The organism is Halobellus limi (assembly GCF_004799685.1).
GTDB classification, from domain to species: domain Archaea; phylum Halobacteriota; class Halobacteria; order Halobacteriales; family Haloferacaceae; genus Haloquadratum; species Haloquadratum limi.
In genome coordinates, this window is the sequence record NZ_CP031311.1 from 1,354,847 (window position 1) to 1,369,343 (window position 14,497).

A 14,497-nucleotide genomic window follows, 5' to 3' on the forward strand; every position below is an offset into this window, starting at 1 on the left:
GTGACGCTACCGGGACCCGTCGGGACCACACCGTATGGTCGTTGCACCGCGCAGAACAGCCGATATCGGGATTCAGAAGCGTCGAGCCTTCGAGCGACGTTCGCCGCGTGCACGGTCCAAATATACGTAGGGCACTAAGGGAGGACAAATGAAGAGCGACTCGAAAGTCGACCGGGCGGGCGTCTCGCGACGGCGGTTCCTTCAGGCTGCGGCCGCGACATCGGCAGTCGGCGGCGTCGCCGGATGCGTCGGTGGAACCGGCGGGTCGAGCGGCGGCCTCGACGAGATCCGCGTGGCGTACATGCCCATCTACCCGGATATGCAGTACTTCATCATACAGGAGGAGGGGTACTTCGACGAGCTGTCGGCGACGGTCTCCGGAGAGGTGTTCTCCGACGGTCCGAGCATCGTGCAGGCCTCCGCGACGGGCGATTTCGACGTGATGCTGTTCGGTATCGTCCCCGCGATGATCGTGATGGACAAGGACATCCCCGCGAAGATCACCGCCGCGAACATCCAGAACGCGATGCAGGTCCTGGCGCACGACGACTTCGCGGCGATCTGGGCGGACGCCGACTCGGGCGCGGACGCCTTCGCCCGATTCGAGGAGGAAGAGGGACGGAAGTTCACCTTCGGGACGTTCCCGCCCGGATCGGTTCCGGACATCCTGCTCCGCTACTGGCTGTCGGAGATCGTCGGCGTCGACCCCGAATCCGACGTGAACATCACCGCGCTCGGCGGCGCGGGACCGGTCCGGCAGGCGCTCCTCGCCGGCGAGGTCGACGGCACGTCGATCATGGAACCCGTGCCGACGGTCGTCGAGATGCGTGACGCGCCGTATCAGTCGATCGCCTGGGCGGGCGACTTCATGCCCGGTCAGCCCGCGGCGGTGACGCTGATGCACGACCGGCTCCGCGAAGACAACCCCGAGCAGGCGGCCGCCTTCGTCGAGCAGCACCAGCGCGCGACGAACTTCGCCAACGAGAACCCCGACGGGGCCGCACGGCACGCCAGCACCGTCATCGGCGAGTCGTCGCTGCCGGTCGAGACCGCGCGCCGGGCGATGGACTCGCCCGCCTCCGACTTCATCACCGACCCGCACAAGATCGCGGACGGCGCGCAGATCTTCTCGGAGTACGCCGCGAACGCGGGGCGGATCGAGGAGGCGCTCTCGAACGACGACCTGTTCGACTTCGGGGTGTACGACTCCCTATGAGCCTCGAATCCGGCGCGACGGCGGAGGCGGGGACGCCGGACGCGGCGCGGACGGGGGACGACGAGGGCGTGACGGCGACCGGTTCGCTCTCGGACCTCGACACGGCCGGACTCGCCTACGGCGCGGCCGGGACGGCGGTCTTCCTCACGGTCTGGCAGGCGGCGGCGATGGCGGTCGGCCGGACGTATCTGCTCCCCTCGCCGGTCGAGGTCGCGACCGCGTTCGCCGTCGAACTCACCGCGCCGACGACGTTCACGGTCCCGTTCGTGGGCGTCTCGCTCCCGGCGACGCGGCTCGTCGCGAACCTGCTGCAGAGCCTCCTCCATTACCTCCCGGGGCTGGTCGTCGGGAGCGTCCTCGGCATCTCGCTGGGCGTCGCGATGGGCTGGAGCGGCCGCCTCGACGACGCGCTCACGCCGGTGACGCGCTTTCTCCGACCGATCCCGCCGCTGGCGTGGATCGTCTTCGCCATCGTCTGGATCGGGATCGGCCACGGCGGCGCGGCGTTCATCGTCGGGATCGGCGCGTTCTGGATCAACTTCTACAACGCCTACGCCGGCGTCGAGGGCGTCTCGACGCACCTCAGGGAAGTCGCCGAGACCCTCGGCGTCGACGACGACCTCACGATGGTCCGCAAGGTGATCCTGCCGGCGGCGACCCCCTCGATCGCGACGGGGATCCGGACGAGCATCGGGCAGTGTTGGATGATCGTCGTCGCCGCCGAACTGTTCGGCGCGCCCGGCGTCGGCTTCCAGATCATCAACGCGGCACAGAACCTCGCGACCGACGTGAGCGTGGCGTACATGGCCGTCATCAGCCTCGTCTTCCTCGTGAGCGACGGGGCGTTCCGGCGGGTCGAACGGAGGGCGCTGGCGTGGCGGGACTGAGCGACTCCTCCGAGAGCGAAGTAAACCACGCGACGACGCCCAAGGTCGTCGTCGACGGCGTGAGCAAGGTCTACGAGTCCGAGCGCCAGCGCGTCGAGGCGCTCTCGGACGTGAACTTCTCCGTCTCCGAGGGCGAGTTCGTCTGCCTCGTCGGTCCCTCGGGCTGCGGGAAGACGACGCTCTTCCGGACGATCGCCGGACTCGAAGCGCCGACCGGCGGCGAGATCCGCCTCGACGGCGACCCGGTCACCGGGCCGGGCACCGACCGCGGGATGGTCTTCCAGGAGTACGGCCTGTTCCCGTGGCGCACCGTCCGCGGCAACGTCGCCTTCGGTCTCGAAGAACAGGGCGTCGACGAACCCGAGCGGAGCCGTCGCGTCGACGAGATGCTCGGACTCGTCGGCCTGGAGGATTTCGCCGACGCCTACCCGAAGGAACTCTCCGGCGGGATGAAACAGCGCGTCGGCATCGCCCGTGCGCTCGCCGTCGACCCGGAGATCCTGCTCGCGGACGAGCCGTTCGGGAGCGTCGACGCCCAGACACGGGACATGCTCCACGGGGAACTGCTGCGGATCTGGGCGGAGACGGGGAAGACGGTGCTTTTCGTCACCCACGACGTCGAGGAGGCGGTGAAGCTCGCCGACCGCGTCGTCGTGATGGCCGCCGACCCGGGACGCGTCCGCGAGGTCGTCGCCGTGGACATCGATCGACCGCGCGGGCGGACGGACCCGGAATTCGGCGAGTACGTCGACCGGGTCCGCTCGCTCATCGGCGAGTAGCGGTCGCCGTGGGGCTACTCTCCACGCTCGTGGGCCTCGCGAAGCGTCTCGACGTGTTTCATCACCACCGCCAGCGTCGCGTCCGCGTCGGTGTAGCCGCGGTCGTAGTCCTCGTGCGCGGCGTCGACGTCGCTGAGGAACTGCGCCACGGATTCGTCGAGGTCGGGAGTCGCGTCGTCGGCCGTCTCGGAAGCGTCAGTCATACGCCGTGATCCGGCCGCAGTGTACAAAAACACGGCGTCACGAGGATCGCCGAGCCACCCGTCACGAAAATCGTCGAGCCACCCGTCACGAAAATCGTCGAGCCACCCCTCACGAAAATCGTCGAGCCACCCCTCACGAGGGGCGTCCGACGAACCGCCGTCCGACGGTCGGTGACCGATCGACGGCCGGGTGATCCGTCGACGATGGGGCACTCGGTCGACGACGGAGCGACCGGCCGACAGTATATATACGATCGCGACGCAGGACCGTGTGTGATCACGCTGCGGTTCGAGGACGGCACGATCCGCGTGGGGGGCCTCGACGAGTCGGACGCGGAGATCGAGTCGCTCCCGGGTGTCGCGTGGGACGACCGGGGACTCGTCGCGCGCGCGCCGGCCCACCGGTACGCCGAGTTGCGAGCGGCTCTCGACGAGGCCGGGATCCGCTTCGAGGATCGGGTCCGCCCCGAGGAACGGCTGTCGCTGTCGCACGCCTACGACCTCCGCGAGTACCAGCGCGAGGCGGTCGAGGCCTGGCGCGCCAACGGCGACCGCGGCGTCGTCGAACTGCCGACCGGTGCCGGGAAGACCGTCCTCGCGATCGACGCGATCGCCGCGCTCGGCGTCCCGACGCTCGTGGTCGTGCCGACGATCGACCTCCTCGAACAGTGGCGACGCGAACTCGAAACCGAGTTCGACGTCCCGGTGGGACAGTTCGGCGGCGGCGAGCAGACTCGGGAGTCCATCACGGTGTCGACGTACGACTCGGCCTATCTGCGCGCGGAGGACGTCGGCGGCGACTTCGGCCTCGTCGTCTTCGACGAGGTCCACCACCTCGGGGGCGAGGGCTACCGCGACGCCGCCCGTCTCCTGGCCGCGCCCGCGCGGCTCGGACTCACGGCGACGTTCGAGCGCCCCGACGGCGCACACGAGGCCGTCGCCGATCTCGTGGGGCCGAAAGTGTACGAGGCCGACGTCGACGACCTCGCGGGCGAGCACCTGGCGGACTACGAGGTCCGACGGATCGAGGTCGCGCTCGGCCCCGACGAGCGGGCGGCCTACGAGGAGGCCCAGGGCACGTTTGTCGACTACCTGAAGCGCTCGAACCTCTCGCTGCGGAGCGGCTCGGACTACCGAAAACTGGTGATGCGCTCGGGGAGCGATCCGAAGGCGCGGGAGGCGCTGCTGGCGAAACAGCGCGCGCGGCGGATCATGATGAACGCGGACGCGAAGGTCGACACCCTGGGCCGGTTGCTTGACCGCCACCGCGAGGACCGGGTCATCGTCTTCACCGCTCACACCGACCTCGTCTACCGGCTCTCCGAGCGGTACCTGCTGCCGGCGATCACCAGCGAGACCGGGGCCGAAGAACGGCGAGAGATCCTGGAACGGTTCCGAGAGGGCACGTACTCGCGGGTCGTGACGGCGAACGTCCTCGACGAGGGGGTCGACGTCCCCGACGCCAACGTCGCGGTCGTCCTCGCCGGGTCGGGCTCCGAGAGAGAGTTCACCCAGCGGCTCGGCCGGATCCTCCGCCCGAAGGCCGACGGACGAGGGGCCCTGCTCTACGAGGTCGTGAGCGAGGAGACCGCGGAGGAGCGCGTGGCGGACAGACGGCGGTGATCCACGCGAGGGGACCGCGCTCTCCCCATCAATCGACGTCGACGCCGAGGTCGCCGCCGCTCGCGAACTCCTCGTAGGAGACGTCGAAGGTGACCGACCACTCGGCCGTCGCGCCGGGGTCGACGGCGAGAGACGTCTCCCGGACGAACGGCTCGCCGTCGACCCGTGCGGTCACGGTCACCGTCGCCGTTCGCTGGACGTCGCCGCGGTTCTCGACGGTCCCGAACACGCGGAGCGACCCCTCGTCGTCGGCCTCGAAGTCGAACGTCCCGACGACGAGATCCGGGCGATCGGGCGTCTGCCGGGGCTGGTCGGCCGGCGCGTCGGGCGGGTTCCGCGGACCGGTCGCGCGTGGAAACGCGCCCAGACAGCCGCCGAGGAGCGCCGCGAGCGAGACGCCGGCGGCCCCGAGGACGGTTCGCCGTTCCATCGTCCGTCAGAGGCCCGGCCGTGGGCATCGGTCTTTCGGTGGCGGCGTCCGGGCGCCCCGTCCGAGGGCGGCAGTCTCTTGACCCGCCGCCCCGAAGTCGTCGCCGTGCTGAGGAAGGACCTCCTCCGGGTCTCCCGGGCGGGCGGCGGCTACCACCCCCAGTTCGCCGGGCGGGGCGAGCGCCCGCTCGCCGCCCGGGTCGTCGGCGTCTTCCAGGGACACGTCGGGGAGCCGCGACACCGACTCGACGACGCGCTCGACGACCTGGAGCGCGAGGCCGACGACTTCAAACTCGTCAGGGGGTTCGCCGCGCTGCTCGAACGGGAGGCGGTCTTCGAGACGCGCGCGCCGCTCCCGCCCGAGCGCGTCCGCCGCGTGGTCTTCGAGTCCGCCGAGTCGGCGGGTGGAGTCGTCGACGGCGAGGACCGGCGAGCGGCGCTCGAATCCGCGGCCGATCGGCTCGGGACCGGGGTCGAGGCGATCGAGCGGTCGCTGTACGCCGACCGCGACGTCAACGAGGTGCTCTCGGAGTTCGACCCGCGCTGGGGGCCCGACGAACTCGTCGAGCAGTACAACCTCTCGCTGGCCCAGACCGCGCTGTTCGACGCGACGGAGGTCCGGATCCGCAGTTCGGACCCGAAGCGGCTCGTCTCGGCGGTCAAGCGGCTCGGGCTCCTCTACGAGATCGAGCGGCGAGGTGACGGTGTCGGGGGGACCACGGCAGCCGACCGCGACGACGACGGAGGAGCGGACGGTCCCTCGGGCGAGGAACGAATCCTCGTCGTCACCGGCCCCGACGCGCTCTTCCGGCGGACGCGACGCTACGGCACCGCGTTCGCCCGCCTGCTCCGCAGCGTCGCGGCCACCGCCGAGTGGTCGCTGTCGGCGACGATCGACGACCGCGGGACCGACCGCGAGTTGCGCCTCGGCCCCGACGACGTCTCGGTCCCGGACGTCGAACCGGTCACCGAGCCGACCTACGACAGCGGCGTCGAGGCCGACTTCGCCGCCCGGTTCGGGAACCTGGATCTCGACTGGGAGCTGTCCAGAGAGCCCGAACCCCTCGCCGCGGGCGCGCGGGCGATGATCCCGGACTTCGCGTTCGACTACCGGCCGGCCGGATCGCGGGAGGTGGGCGACCGCGACGGCGAGGCCGGAACGACAGTCGCGCCCGCCTTCCGCGTCTACTTCGAGGTGATGGGCTTTTGGACGCCCGAGTACGTCGAGAAGAAACTCGACCAGTTCGGGAGCGTCGACGACGACGTCGAACTGCTCGTCGCCGTCGACGACTCTCTCGGCGTTGGCGAGGAGATCGAATCGCTGGATCACCGGGTCGTCACGTACTCGGGTCGCGTTCGCGTGAAGGACGTCGTCGACGCGCTCGGGGAGTACGAGGCGGATCTGGTCGAGGCGGCCGCGGCGTCGCTGCCGTCGGAACTCGCGCCCGACGCCGACGTGATCGACCTCGACGAGCTGGCGGCCGAGCGGGGCGTGGGCGTCGACGCGCTCGGTTCGGTGACGTTCCCCGAGCACGAGCGGGTCGGCGGGACGCTGGTCCGCCCCGCGGTACTCGACGCGGTCGGCGCTGAGATCGACGTCGGGATGTCGCTGTCGGACGTCGAGGGGGTACTCGACGAGCACGGTCTCGACGACGCCTCGGCGGTGCTCTCGCGACTCGGCTACCGCGTCGCGTGGGAGGGGCTCTCCGGCGGGACCGTCGAGGAGAAGTGATCGAGCGGAGGGGAGCCGAAGAGAAGTGAGCAGCGGTTGATACGGGCGGTCAGACGGCGACCCGAACCGTCCTACGACAGGTCCTCTCGCCGGCCCTTCGGGACGGTCGAGCGGAGTTCGCCGTGGAGGTAGAGGCCGACGCCGATCGGCTCGACGTCACCGGCCTCGCCGGTTGCCCGAGGCGTCTCCGACGTCTCGTTGTCACCGGCGATCTCGTGGGCGGCGACGACGTACCCCCAGTCGCCGTCCCAGCGCGGAAGCTCCTGGTCCTCGCCCTTCGCGAACCGCGTCGCCTCCTCGGCGTCGAGCACGACGACGTTCTTCGTGGCGTCCGTCGCGAAACGCTGGACCGCGTTCGTCGACGGTTTCCAGTGCTCCTGGCGGGCGCGTAAGATCCGCAGGCCGAGCCCCTCGACTTCGATCGGCGAGACCACGTCGTCGGCGAACGCCCACAGCTTTCCGTTCCCCTTCTCCCAGAACGTGTGCCCGTCCCACGTCTCGGGGGCGATGCCGTAGCGTTGTTCCCACCAGTCGACGACCTCCTCGCGAGAGGGACGACCGGGAACGTCGCGCTCGTCGGCGGTCGCCGGCAGGCGGTCGAACCGCTGGCCGTCGTTCTCCGGTGGGGCGGAATCGGTTGCGTCGGGGGCGTCGGGAGCGTCGCCCTCGTTCGAGTCCGTCACGCCGTCACCTCCAGTTTGGCGCAGAAGAACCCGCCCGTGTCGTTGCGGTGGGGATACACCCGGTGGGCCAGTTCGACCGAGGAGTCGTACTCCTCGCCGTTCCACTCGGTGATGCCCGGATCGGTCTCGAACCCCTCCGGCGCGTCCCACTCGACGATCTCACAGTCCGCCTCTTCGAGAGCGTGATCGAGGACGGCCTCGTTCTCCTCGGGCGCGAACGTGCACGTCGAGTAGACGACGGTGCCTCCCGGTCGAGTCGCCTGGACCGCGCGTTTGAGGATTCCCTTCTGGATGCCGACGATGCCTTTGATGTGGTCCATCGACCACCGCTCTAAGGCGTCGGGGTTCTTCCGGATCGTCCCCTCGCAGGAGCAGGGCGCGTCGACGAGCGCGCGGTCGAACGCCTCGATCCGTTCTTCCTCGTCGGTCCGGTCGCCGAACGGCTTGAAAGAGAAGTTGCGCGCGTCCTGGTTCGTCACCGCGAGGTTCGTGATCCCGAGCCGTTCGGCGTTGTGCCGCAGCGCCGAGAGCCGCCCGAGGTTGTTGTCGTTGCCGACGAGGACGCCCGTGTCGTCCATCAGGTCCGCGATCTGGGTGGTCTTGCTCCCGGGCGCGGCGCAGGCGTCCCAGACGACCTCTCCCGGCCGGGGGTCCAGCGCCAGCGCGGGGAGTGCCGAGACCTCCTCCTGGCCGTGGAGCCAGCCGTGGAAGTACGGCCAGGAGGTACCCGGGCCGCGCTCGTCGAGCCGGAGGACGCCGGGGTGCCAGTCGGTGGCCTCGTAGGCGACGCCCTCGGCGTCGAGCGCGTCGCGTGCGCGCTCGATCGACGCCTTCAGCGTGTTGACGCGGACGACCGACGGCAGCGGCCGCTCGCACGCCGCGCGGAACGCGTCGTAGTCGTCGAGGAGCGACGCGTACCGCTCCAGTGGTTGCATAGGGTGAGAGACTCGCCGGTCCCGCTTGTGGGTGTCGGTTCCGGACGTCGGCAACTCCCCCGTCTGCGTCCGTCTGTCGCCCCTGCCACGTCACCGAACTCCGACCTCGCCCGCAGTTTTACCACGGTCGCCGTCGTACCGGCGGCTATGGCGCGAATCTCCGTGCTCGCAGACGACGTGTCGCTGTCGAACCCGTCGCTCGTCGAGGGGTTCCCCGGCGTCGGACTGGTCGGCAAGATCGCCGCCGACCACCTCGCCGAGGAGTTCGAGATGACCCACTACGGCAACGTCCACTGCGACAGCCTCCCGAAGGTGGCGGTCTATCAGGAGAACGACACGGAACTCCAGCCGCCCGTGCGACTCTACGCCGACGAGGAACGCGACCTCCTCGTGCTCCAGAGCGACGTCCCGGTCCAGCCGCAGGCCGCCGCGGAGTTGGCAGACTGTCTCGCCGGCTGGTTCGACGACCACGGCGTGACGCCGATCTACCTCTCGGGGATTCCCAGAGAGAAGAGCACCGGCGTGCCGTCGCTGTACGGGCTGGGAGTCGGGGCCGGCGTCGACCTCGTCGCCGACGTCGGCATCGCCGCGCCGAGCGAGACGGGACTCGTCTCCGGGCCGACCGGCGTCCTCCTGAACGCCGCCGTCGAGGCCGACCGAACCGCCGTCGGTCTCGTCGTCGAGTCGGACCCGCGGTTCCCCGATCCGGAGGCCGCGCGGATCCTGATCAAGGAGGGGATCGAACCGCTCACGGACGTCGAGGTCCCCGTCGAGGACCTGGTCGACCGCGCCGAACAGATCCGTGAGGCGAAAGAGCGCCTCGCGAAGCGGATGCAGGAGGCCAGCGAGGAGGAGAGCACGCAGGCGCGGCCGATCGGGATGTACCAGTAGCGGGGCCCGCGTCCCGTTCGGGCCGAATCACGCGGTCGAGGACGTTCCGTCCGCCCCGAATCACGCGGTCGCCGCTGACCCGCTCGCCGCAACCAGGCCGGTCAGTCCCGTCCTGTCCCGTTCTATCCCGTCCTGTCCCGTCCCGTCGGCGCCGCGAACCGCCCGGCTCGTTTGTACATCCTTAAGGCTCGTCGCCCACTCCCTGCAGGTATGAGCGATGAGTCCCCCGAGCGCACCGCGGCGGCCGCGTCCGCCGACGCGGACGTCGAAGACGACGAGGACGTCGAAGAGCGGGACGTCGAGAACGCCGTCGGCAACGGCGTCGCGGACGCCGAGAGCAGTGTCTCGAACGACGACGCGGGCGCCGCAGACGGCGAGGCCGCCGACGCCGCGGCGGAGGCGGTCCCGAACGTCGCCGACCGCGTCGCCGAGTACGACGAGGAACTCGCCGCGGAGGTGTCGGAACTCGAATCGCGGGTCGAATCCGCGGAGTCGGAACTCGAGGCCAAGAGCGAGCGGGTAGAGGAACTGGAAGCCGCGCTGAAGCGCTCGAAGGCGGACTTCAAGAACTACAAGAAGCGCGCGAAGAAGCGACAGGACGAGATCCGCGAGCGCGCGACCGAGGACTTCGTCGAGCGCGTCGTCAGCGTCCGCGACAACCTCGTGCGCGCGCTCGATCAGGACGAGGACGCCGACATCCGTCCGGGGATCGAGTCGACCCTCGAAGAGTTCGATCGCGTCTTAGAGGAGGAGAACGTCGACCCGATCGACCCCGAGGCGGGGACGGACGTCGACCCGACCCGCCACGAGGTGCTGATGCGCGTCGACGACGAGCGACCCGAGGGGACGGTCGTCGACGTCTACCGGCCGGGCTACGAGATGGCCGGGTCTGTGCTCCGAGAGGCGCAGGTGACCGTCAGCACCGGCGAATCTGCGAACGACGAATAGCGTCTCCGAGCCGTCGTCGGCGCCGAACTCCCATCGATCTCGACCCGTCGTCGACGTTGGACTACGACTCGTCTCTGAACCGCCGTGCGACGCGCCAGAGGACGCCGCCCACGACGACGACGGGAACCGCGAACGCGAGGAGGTACGGCAGCGCGTACGCGAAGCCGACGACGGCCGCTCGGGCGACGAGGACGACGCCGTCGACCGACTGCATGAACGCCGACAGCACCGGCGTGTCGTACCAGCGGTCCGGGGCGACGCGGTTCGGCGTCGGCCGGGGCTCCTCCAGTCGAACCGTCAGCGTCGAGTAGGCGACCTGGTTCTCCAGGGACTGCTGTCTGGCCTCCAGCCGCTCGATCTCGCCCTGCACGTCGGAGAGTTCGCGCTGGACGGCCAGGACGTCCTCGGTGGTGTTCGCCTGGTCGTACAGTTCTCGCAGGCGATCCCGCTCGGCGCGGAGGTTCTCCAGGCGCGCCTCGATGTCGACGAGCTGGTCGGTCACGTCGCGGGAGTTCACCTCGACGGTCTGGACCTCGCCGAGGCCGCGGGTGTCGTCGACGAGCGCGTCGAAGTGCTCGCTCGGGACCCGCAGCACCAACTCGCCGCGGACCCACGTCTCGTTGCCGATCTGCCGGCGGTCCTGTCGGCTGTCGCTGACGTAGCCGCCGTAGCCCTCGACCGTCGAGGTGAGGTTCGACTGCGCCGACTCGAAGTCGTCGACCTCGACGGCGACGGTGCCGGTTCGAATGATGGCGCGCTCGTCAGTGTCGACGACGTCACCGGACGCGTCGCCCGCACCTCCGGAACCGCCGTCGCCGACCTGTTCGCGCGGTTCGCCCGTCGGTGCCGGCGTCGCCCTCACGTCGGCCTCGACGCCCGTCGCCTGTTCGTAGCCGCCGGCCGCGCCGCCGTCGCCGCCGCCGCTGCCGGTGGCTCCGCAGCCGGCGATGGCGACGAGGGCGACGACCGCGAGGAGTCCGAGTGTGCGTCTGGATACCATCTCGCTCCTCACTACAGCGGAGGGACGGAAAGACGCGCCGGTGACACAAAGGGGTCTTTGAGTCACAGCGGGGCGGTCAGAGTCTCGTCAGAATCTCGTCAGGTACACAGCGCTATGGTTGGAATCCGGTCAAAATCCCGTCAGAGTCACAGCGGGGCGGTTGAAACCCCGTCAGCCGGCGCTCATTCGGCCTCGCGGCTCGCCTTCGAGCGAATCAGCCGCATGTCGCCCGAGGCGCGGATCGTCCCCTCGACGTCGGCGTCGTCGTGGAGTTCCAGGTCCGAACAGGAGACGTCGCCGAGGATCTCCGCCCCGTCGGCGATGGTGACGGTGCCGTCGCGGGTCGTCACGTCGCCGTGGACGCGCGTTCCCTCGCCGACCTCGATGTCGCCGCGGGCGCGGAGGCTCCCGAAGATGTTGTTGTCGGCGCCGACGTCGATCGTCTCCGCGCGGACGTTGCCGTGGAGCCGACACTCGTCGCCGACCGTCGCGGGCGTCGAGGCCTGCCAGGCGTCGTCGGAGACGGTCGACCCGCGCGGGATCACGAGCGGGTCGTCCTCGCTCTCGCCGGAGAGCGCGTTCGCGAGTTCCTCGGCGCTCTCGTTCTCGCCGATGTGGAGGAGCTGTGAGAGGACGACGAAGTAGAAGACCAGCGTCGGCACTGGATTTCGAATGACGATCCAGCCGTTGGCCTCGAACCCCTCCTCGATGTCGACGTCGTCGCCGATGTCCAGGTCGCCGGAGACCATCAGCCGGCCGCCGATGTGGACGCGCTCGCCGAGGTAGGCGTCCTCGCCGACGAGGACGTTGCCGGCGACGTCGCACCAGACGTCGAGGCGGCAGTCGCCCTCGGCCTCGATGTCACCGCCGAAGGTGACGCGCTCGCCGGCGAGGACGTTGCGGCCGCGGACGCCGAACTCGACGGTGCTCTGCCCGCCGACGACGATGTCACCGTCGGTGACGATGTCGTGCTCCTCGGCGGTCGTCCCGTCGGGGATTTCTAACGTATCGAGTCGGTCCTGACCGAGTGCCACACTCCGGAGCAACACGTGGGGCCTAATAAACGACGCGTCAGACGCTCGTCGGACTGTCCGGGGTCGTATCGGACGACTCCGGTGGACGTCGGACGGGCGTCGGCTCCCGGTCCGGACTGATGGGCTTTTACTCCGTGATCGATTACGATCGCGTATGACTGCGCTCTCGTTCGACGAGGACGGCGTCGACGTCGTCTACGAAGGGACCGAATTCAGGCTCGAAAAGTCGCTCATCGAGGAGGCGACCGAGAAGTCCTACCCCGACGTGACCGACCACGAGGTGCTGAAGATCGTCGAGGAGAACCCCTCGTTGAGCGGTGAGCCGCGGCGAATCGCCGACATCCTCCGCTAGCGGCCGCTAGCGGCCGCGAGCGCGCGTTTCCGTTCGACTACCCGAACCGAACGGGCACACGGGCTACCCGAACCGCTCTTCGAGACACACTTTCACGATCGACTTCGCGATGGCGGCCCCGCCCTCGAACGGATCGAGTTTGGTCTCGCCGGCGCGCTCGCGGTAGGGGATCGGCTCCTCGCGGATCTCGTAGCCGCGCATCAGCGGCCGGATCAGGAGTTCCGCCGAGAGCCCCGTGTTCTCGGTCCACTCGATGTCGTGGAGGAGCTCCCGCCGGTACGCGCGCATCCCGGTCGTCGTGTCGTGGACGCGCTCGCCCATCAGTCCGGACGCGAGCAGCGCGAAGGCGGCGTTTCCGAGTCGGTTCAAAGTCGGCATCGCCTCCGCGCCGTGGTAGAGTCGGTCCCCGGAGACGACGTCGTAGCCCTCGTTGATCAGCTCGAGGAACTGCGGGAGTTTCTCCATCGGATACGTGTCGTCGCAGTCGGTGGTGACGACGACGGGGCGCTCGGGCGCGAGGACGGCCTCCCGGACCGCGTAGCCGTATCCCATCGGCGGCTGTTCGATCACGGTCGCGCCGTGCTCGCGGGCGATCTCCGGCGTCCGGTCGCTCGAACTGTCGACGCAGACGACCTCCGCGCGGCCGTCGGTCACGTCGTCGATGTCCGTGAGGACTTTCTCGATTGCGGCCTCCTCGTTGTAGGTGCCCATCACGACCGCGAGGTCGTCGAAGGTGTACTCGCTCATTACCCGCCGTTTCGCCCCCGGCTATTTGAATTTTTAGGTTCGCCAAAAACAGGCCGGCTGGCGAACGGCCGCGCCTACGCCAGCGGGTCCGGAATCCCCGGCGACTCACCGGCGACAGAGCCCAGCGAGTCCTCGTGCAGGCGTCGGGCGACGACGTCCGCGAGGTTGCGGAGGTTCTCGGTGTCGTCGCGGTTGTACGAGACCAGGGTGTCGAGGGCGTCGTCGTCGCCGTCGCGGGCGTAGCGGTACCAGAGCCGCACGGCGTCCCGCCCCGAGAGGTCCGGTCGGTCCCGATCGATCCCGACCGCCTTCTCGATCGACTTCAACCCACCCGTCAGGTCGATCCGTCGACAGGGGTACATCAGGTCGAGGTGCGGGGCATCGATCGAGATCTCGAAGTTGTCCTCCAGGAAGGGGACGTCGAACTGCTTTCCGTTAAAGGAGACGACGAGCGGCGCGTCGCGGAACTGCTCGCGGAGGCGCTCGTCGGTGAGGTCCTCGCCGCGGATCAGCGTCGTCGTGTCGCCGTCCCGCGTGAACGACACGGTGGTGACGTCCTCCCGGCCCGAGTCGAGGCCGGTCGTCTCGATGTCGAAGAAGACCGCCTCCTCGCGGAAGTTCTCGTAGAACCGCCAGGTCTCCCCGGCGGGGAACCGCTCGCCGAAGTACCGGGCGTCCCCGTCGTCGAGGCGTTCCAGCGCCTCCGCGACGAACGACTCCACCCGCTCGCCGGTCTTCGGCCCCAGCGGCGCTCGCGCGGGGTCGAACTCCTCCCAGGTGAGGATGCCCGCCTCCCACAGCGAGCGCTCGCGGCCCTCGCCGACCCCCTCCGCGGGGACGAAGCTGTTCTCGATGCGCATACCCGGACAGGAGAGCGGCGAGGGCCTAAACCCTTCGAGGCGCGCCCGGGCGCTGCGGCCGTCAGGACCGCGTACGTCGGGGTCGGAGACGGTCGCGATCGTCGGGACCGGGGACGTCGGCGCCCGCCGGGACCGCCGAGATCCCCGGCCGTCGGCCAGGGCCGTTTTGCGTCTCCGG

General features: G+C 69.6%; 16 protein-coding genes. 8 read left to right on the top strand and 8 right to left on the bottom strand.

All coding sequences use genetic code 11. From position 1 onward, the window contains the following. The first annotated feature begins 301 nt into the window (after nucleotides 1-301). The 3 genes from DV707_RS06830 to DV707_RS06840 are packed head-to-tail and all read left to right on the top strand — an operon-like array spanning nucleotide 302 to nucleotide 2,882. Nucleotides 302-1,216, top strand: a complete 915-nt coding sequence (locus DV707_RS06830; protein WP_338072191.1) for an ABC transporter substrate-binding protein — start codon at nucleotides 302-304, stop codon at nucleotides 1,214-1,216. Continuing rightward, a complete protein-coding gene (locus DV707_RS06835; RefSeq protein WP_103989997.1) occupies nucleotides 1,213-2,103 on the top strand; it encodes an ABC transporter permease in 891 nt (296 codons plus the stop codon). The genes DV707_RS06830 and DV707_RS06835 overlap by 4 nt, the downstream gene beginning before the upstream one ends. After that, on the top strand, nucleotides 2,091-2,882 hold the full coding sequence (locus tag DV707_RS06840; RefSeq protein WP_103989996.1) for an ABC transporter ATP-binding protein: 792 nt from the start codon (nucleotides 2,091-2,093) through the stop codon (nucleotides 2,880-2,882). The genes DV707_RS06835 and DV707_RS06840 overlap by 13 nt, the downstream gene beginning before the upstream one ends. 14 nt (nucleotides 2,883-2,896) lie before the next feature. On the opposite strand, the gene DV707_RS06845 is transcribed toward DV707_RS06840, so the two are convergent. After that, complete coding sequence (locus DV707_RS06845; RefSeq protein ID WP_103991193.1) at nucleotides 2,897-3,085, bottom strand: hypothetical protein; 189 nt, start codon at nucleotides 3,083-3,085, stop codon at nucleotides 2,897-2,899. A gap of 273 nt (nucleotides 3,086-3,358) precedes the next feature. Between DV707_RS06845 and DV707_RS06850 the strand changes: the two genes are divergently transcribed. Next, complete coding sequence (locus DV707_RS06850) at nucleotides 3,359-4,708, top strand: DEAD/DEAH box helicase (RefSeq protein ID WP_103991192.1); 1,350 nt, start codon at nucleotides 3,359-3,361, stop codon at nucleotides 4,706-4,708. Between the two features lie 28 nt (nucleotides 4,709-4,736). Here the strand turns inward: DV707_RS06850 and DV707_RS06855 are convergent, their stop codons facing one another. Continuing rightward, nucleotides 4,737-5,138 carry a transcriptional initiation protein Tat gene (locus DV707_RS06855; protein WP_103989995.1) on the bottom strand — a complete coding sequence of 134 codons (402 nt, stop codon included), beginning with the start codon at nucleotides 5,136-5,138 and terminating at the stop codon, nucleotides 4,737-4,739. Nucleotides 5,139-5,243: 105 nt separating this feature from the next. Here DV707_RS06855 and DV707_RS06860 point away from each other — a divergent pair, with 105 nt between their 5' ends. Next, nucleotides 5,244-6,869: a DUF790 family protein gene (locus DV707_RS06860; protein ID WP_103989994.1), complete on the top strand. Its 1,626-nt coding sequence runs from the start codon at nucleotides 5,244-5,246 to the stop codon at nucleotides 6,867-6,869. Between the two features lie 71 nt (nucleotides 6,870-6,940). On the opposite strand, the gene DV707_RS06865 is transcribed toward DV707_RS06860, so the two are convergent. Together DV707_RS06865 and DV707_RS06870 are read right to left on the bottom strand one after the other, a co-directional pair. Continuing rightward, nucleotides 6,941-7,552 (bottom strand): DUF7122 family protein, encoded by a 612-nt coding sequence (locus DV707_RS06865; protein ID WP_103989993.1) that lies wholly within the window; start codon nucleotides 7,550-7,552, stop codon nucleotides 6,941-6,943. Next, nucleotides 7,549-8,487 (bottom strand): RsmB/NOP family class I SAM-dependent RNA methyltransferase, encoded by a 939-nt coding sequence (locus DV707_RS06870; protein ID WP_103989992.1) that lies wholly within the window; start codon nucleotides 8,485-8,487, stop codon nucleotides 7,549-7,551. The genes DV707_RS06865 and DV707_RS06870 overlap by 4 nt, the downstream gene beginning before the upstream one ends. Before the next feature lie 147 nt (nucleotides 8,488-8,634). Here DV707_RS06870 and DV707_RS06875 point away from each other — a divergent pair, with 147 nt between their 5' ends. Together DV707_RS06875 and DV707_RS06880 are read left to right on the top strand one after the other, a co-directional pair. Beyond that, complete coding sequence (locus tag DV707_RS06875; RefSeq protein WP_103989991.1) at nucleotides 8,635-9,378, top strand: proteasome assembly chaperone family protein; 744 nt, start codon at nucleotides 8,635-8,637, stop codon at nucleotides 9,376-9,378. A 210-nt stretch (nucleotides 9,379-9,588) separates the two neighbouring features. Further along, nucleotides 9,589-10,326 (top strand): nucleotide exchange factor GrpE, encoded by a 738-nt coding sequence (locus tag DV707_RS06880; protein ID WP_103989990.1) that lies wholly within the window; start codon nucleotides 9,589-9,591, stop codon nucleotides 10,324-10,326. A gap of 61 nt (nucleotides 10,327-10,387) precedes the next feature. On the opposite strand, the gene DV707_RS06885 is transcribed toward DV707_RS06880, so the two are convergent. Next, the gene (locus tag DV707_RS06885) at nucleotides 10,388-11,326 is read right to left on the bottom strand and encodes a DUF4349 domain-containing protein (RefSeq protein ID WP_103989989.1); all 939 of its coding nucleotides are present in this window, start codon (nucleotides 11,324-11,326) and stop codon (nucleotides 10,388-10,390) included. A gap of 182 nt (nucleotides 11,327-11,508) precedes the next feature. Further along, nucleotides 11,509-12,360 (bottom strand): polymer-forming cytoskeletal protein, encoded by an 852-nt coding sequence (locus tag DV707_RS06890; protein ID WP_103989988.1) that lies wholly within the window; start codon nucleotides 12,358-12,360, stop codon nucleotides 11,509-11,511. A 154-nt stretch (nucleotides 12,361-12,514) separates the two neighbouring features. On the opposite strand from DV707_RS06890, the gene DV707_RS06895 reads away from it, so the two are divergent. Continuing rightward, entirely contained in the window at nucleotides 12,515-12,712 is a 198-nt protein-coding gene (locus DV707_RS06895; RefSeq protein ID WP_103989987.1) for a DUF5800 family protein, read from the top strand. Nucleotides 12,713-12,775: 63 nt separating this feature from the next. On the opposite strand, the gene DV707_RS06900 is transcribed toward DV707_RS06895, so the two are convergent. Both DV707_RS06900 and DV707_RS06905 read right to left on the bottom strand, forming a co-directional pair. After that, the gene (locus DV707_RS06900; protein ID WP_103989986.1) at nucleotides 12,776-13,459 is read right to left on the bottom strand and encodes a dolichyl-phosphate hexose transferase; all 684 of its coding nucleotides are present in this window, start codon (nucleotides 13,457-13,459) and stop codon (nucleotides 12,776-12,778) included. 74 nt (nucleotides 13,460-13,533) lie between these two features. Continuing rightward, nucleotides 13,534-14,319: a ribonuclease H-like domain-containing protein gene (locus DV707_RS06905; protein ID WP_103989985.1), complete on the bottom strand. Its 786-nt coding sequence runs from the start codon at nucleotides 14,317-14,319 to the stop codon at nucleotides 13,534-13,536. Nucleotides 14,320-14,497: the final 178 nt, after the last annotated feature.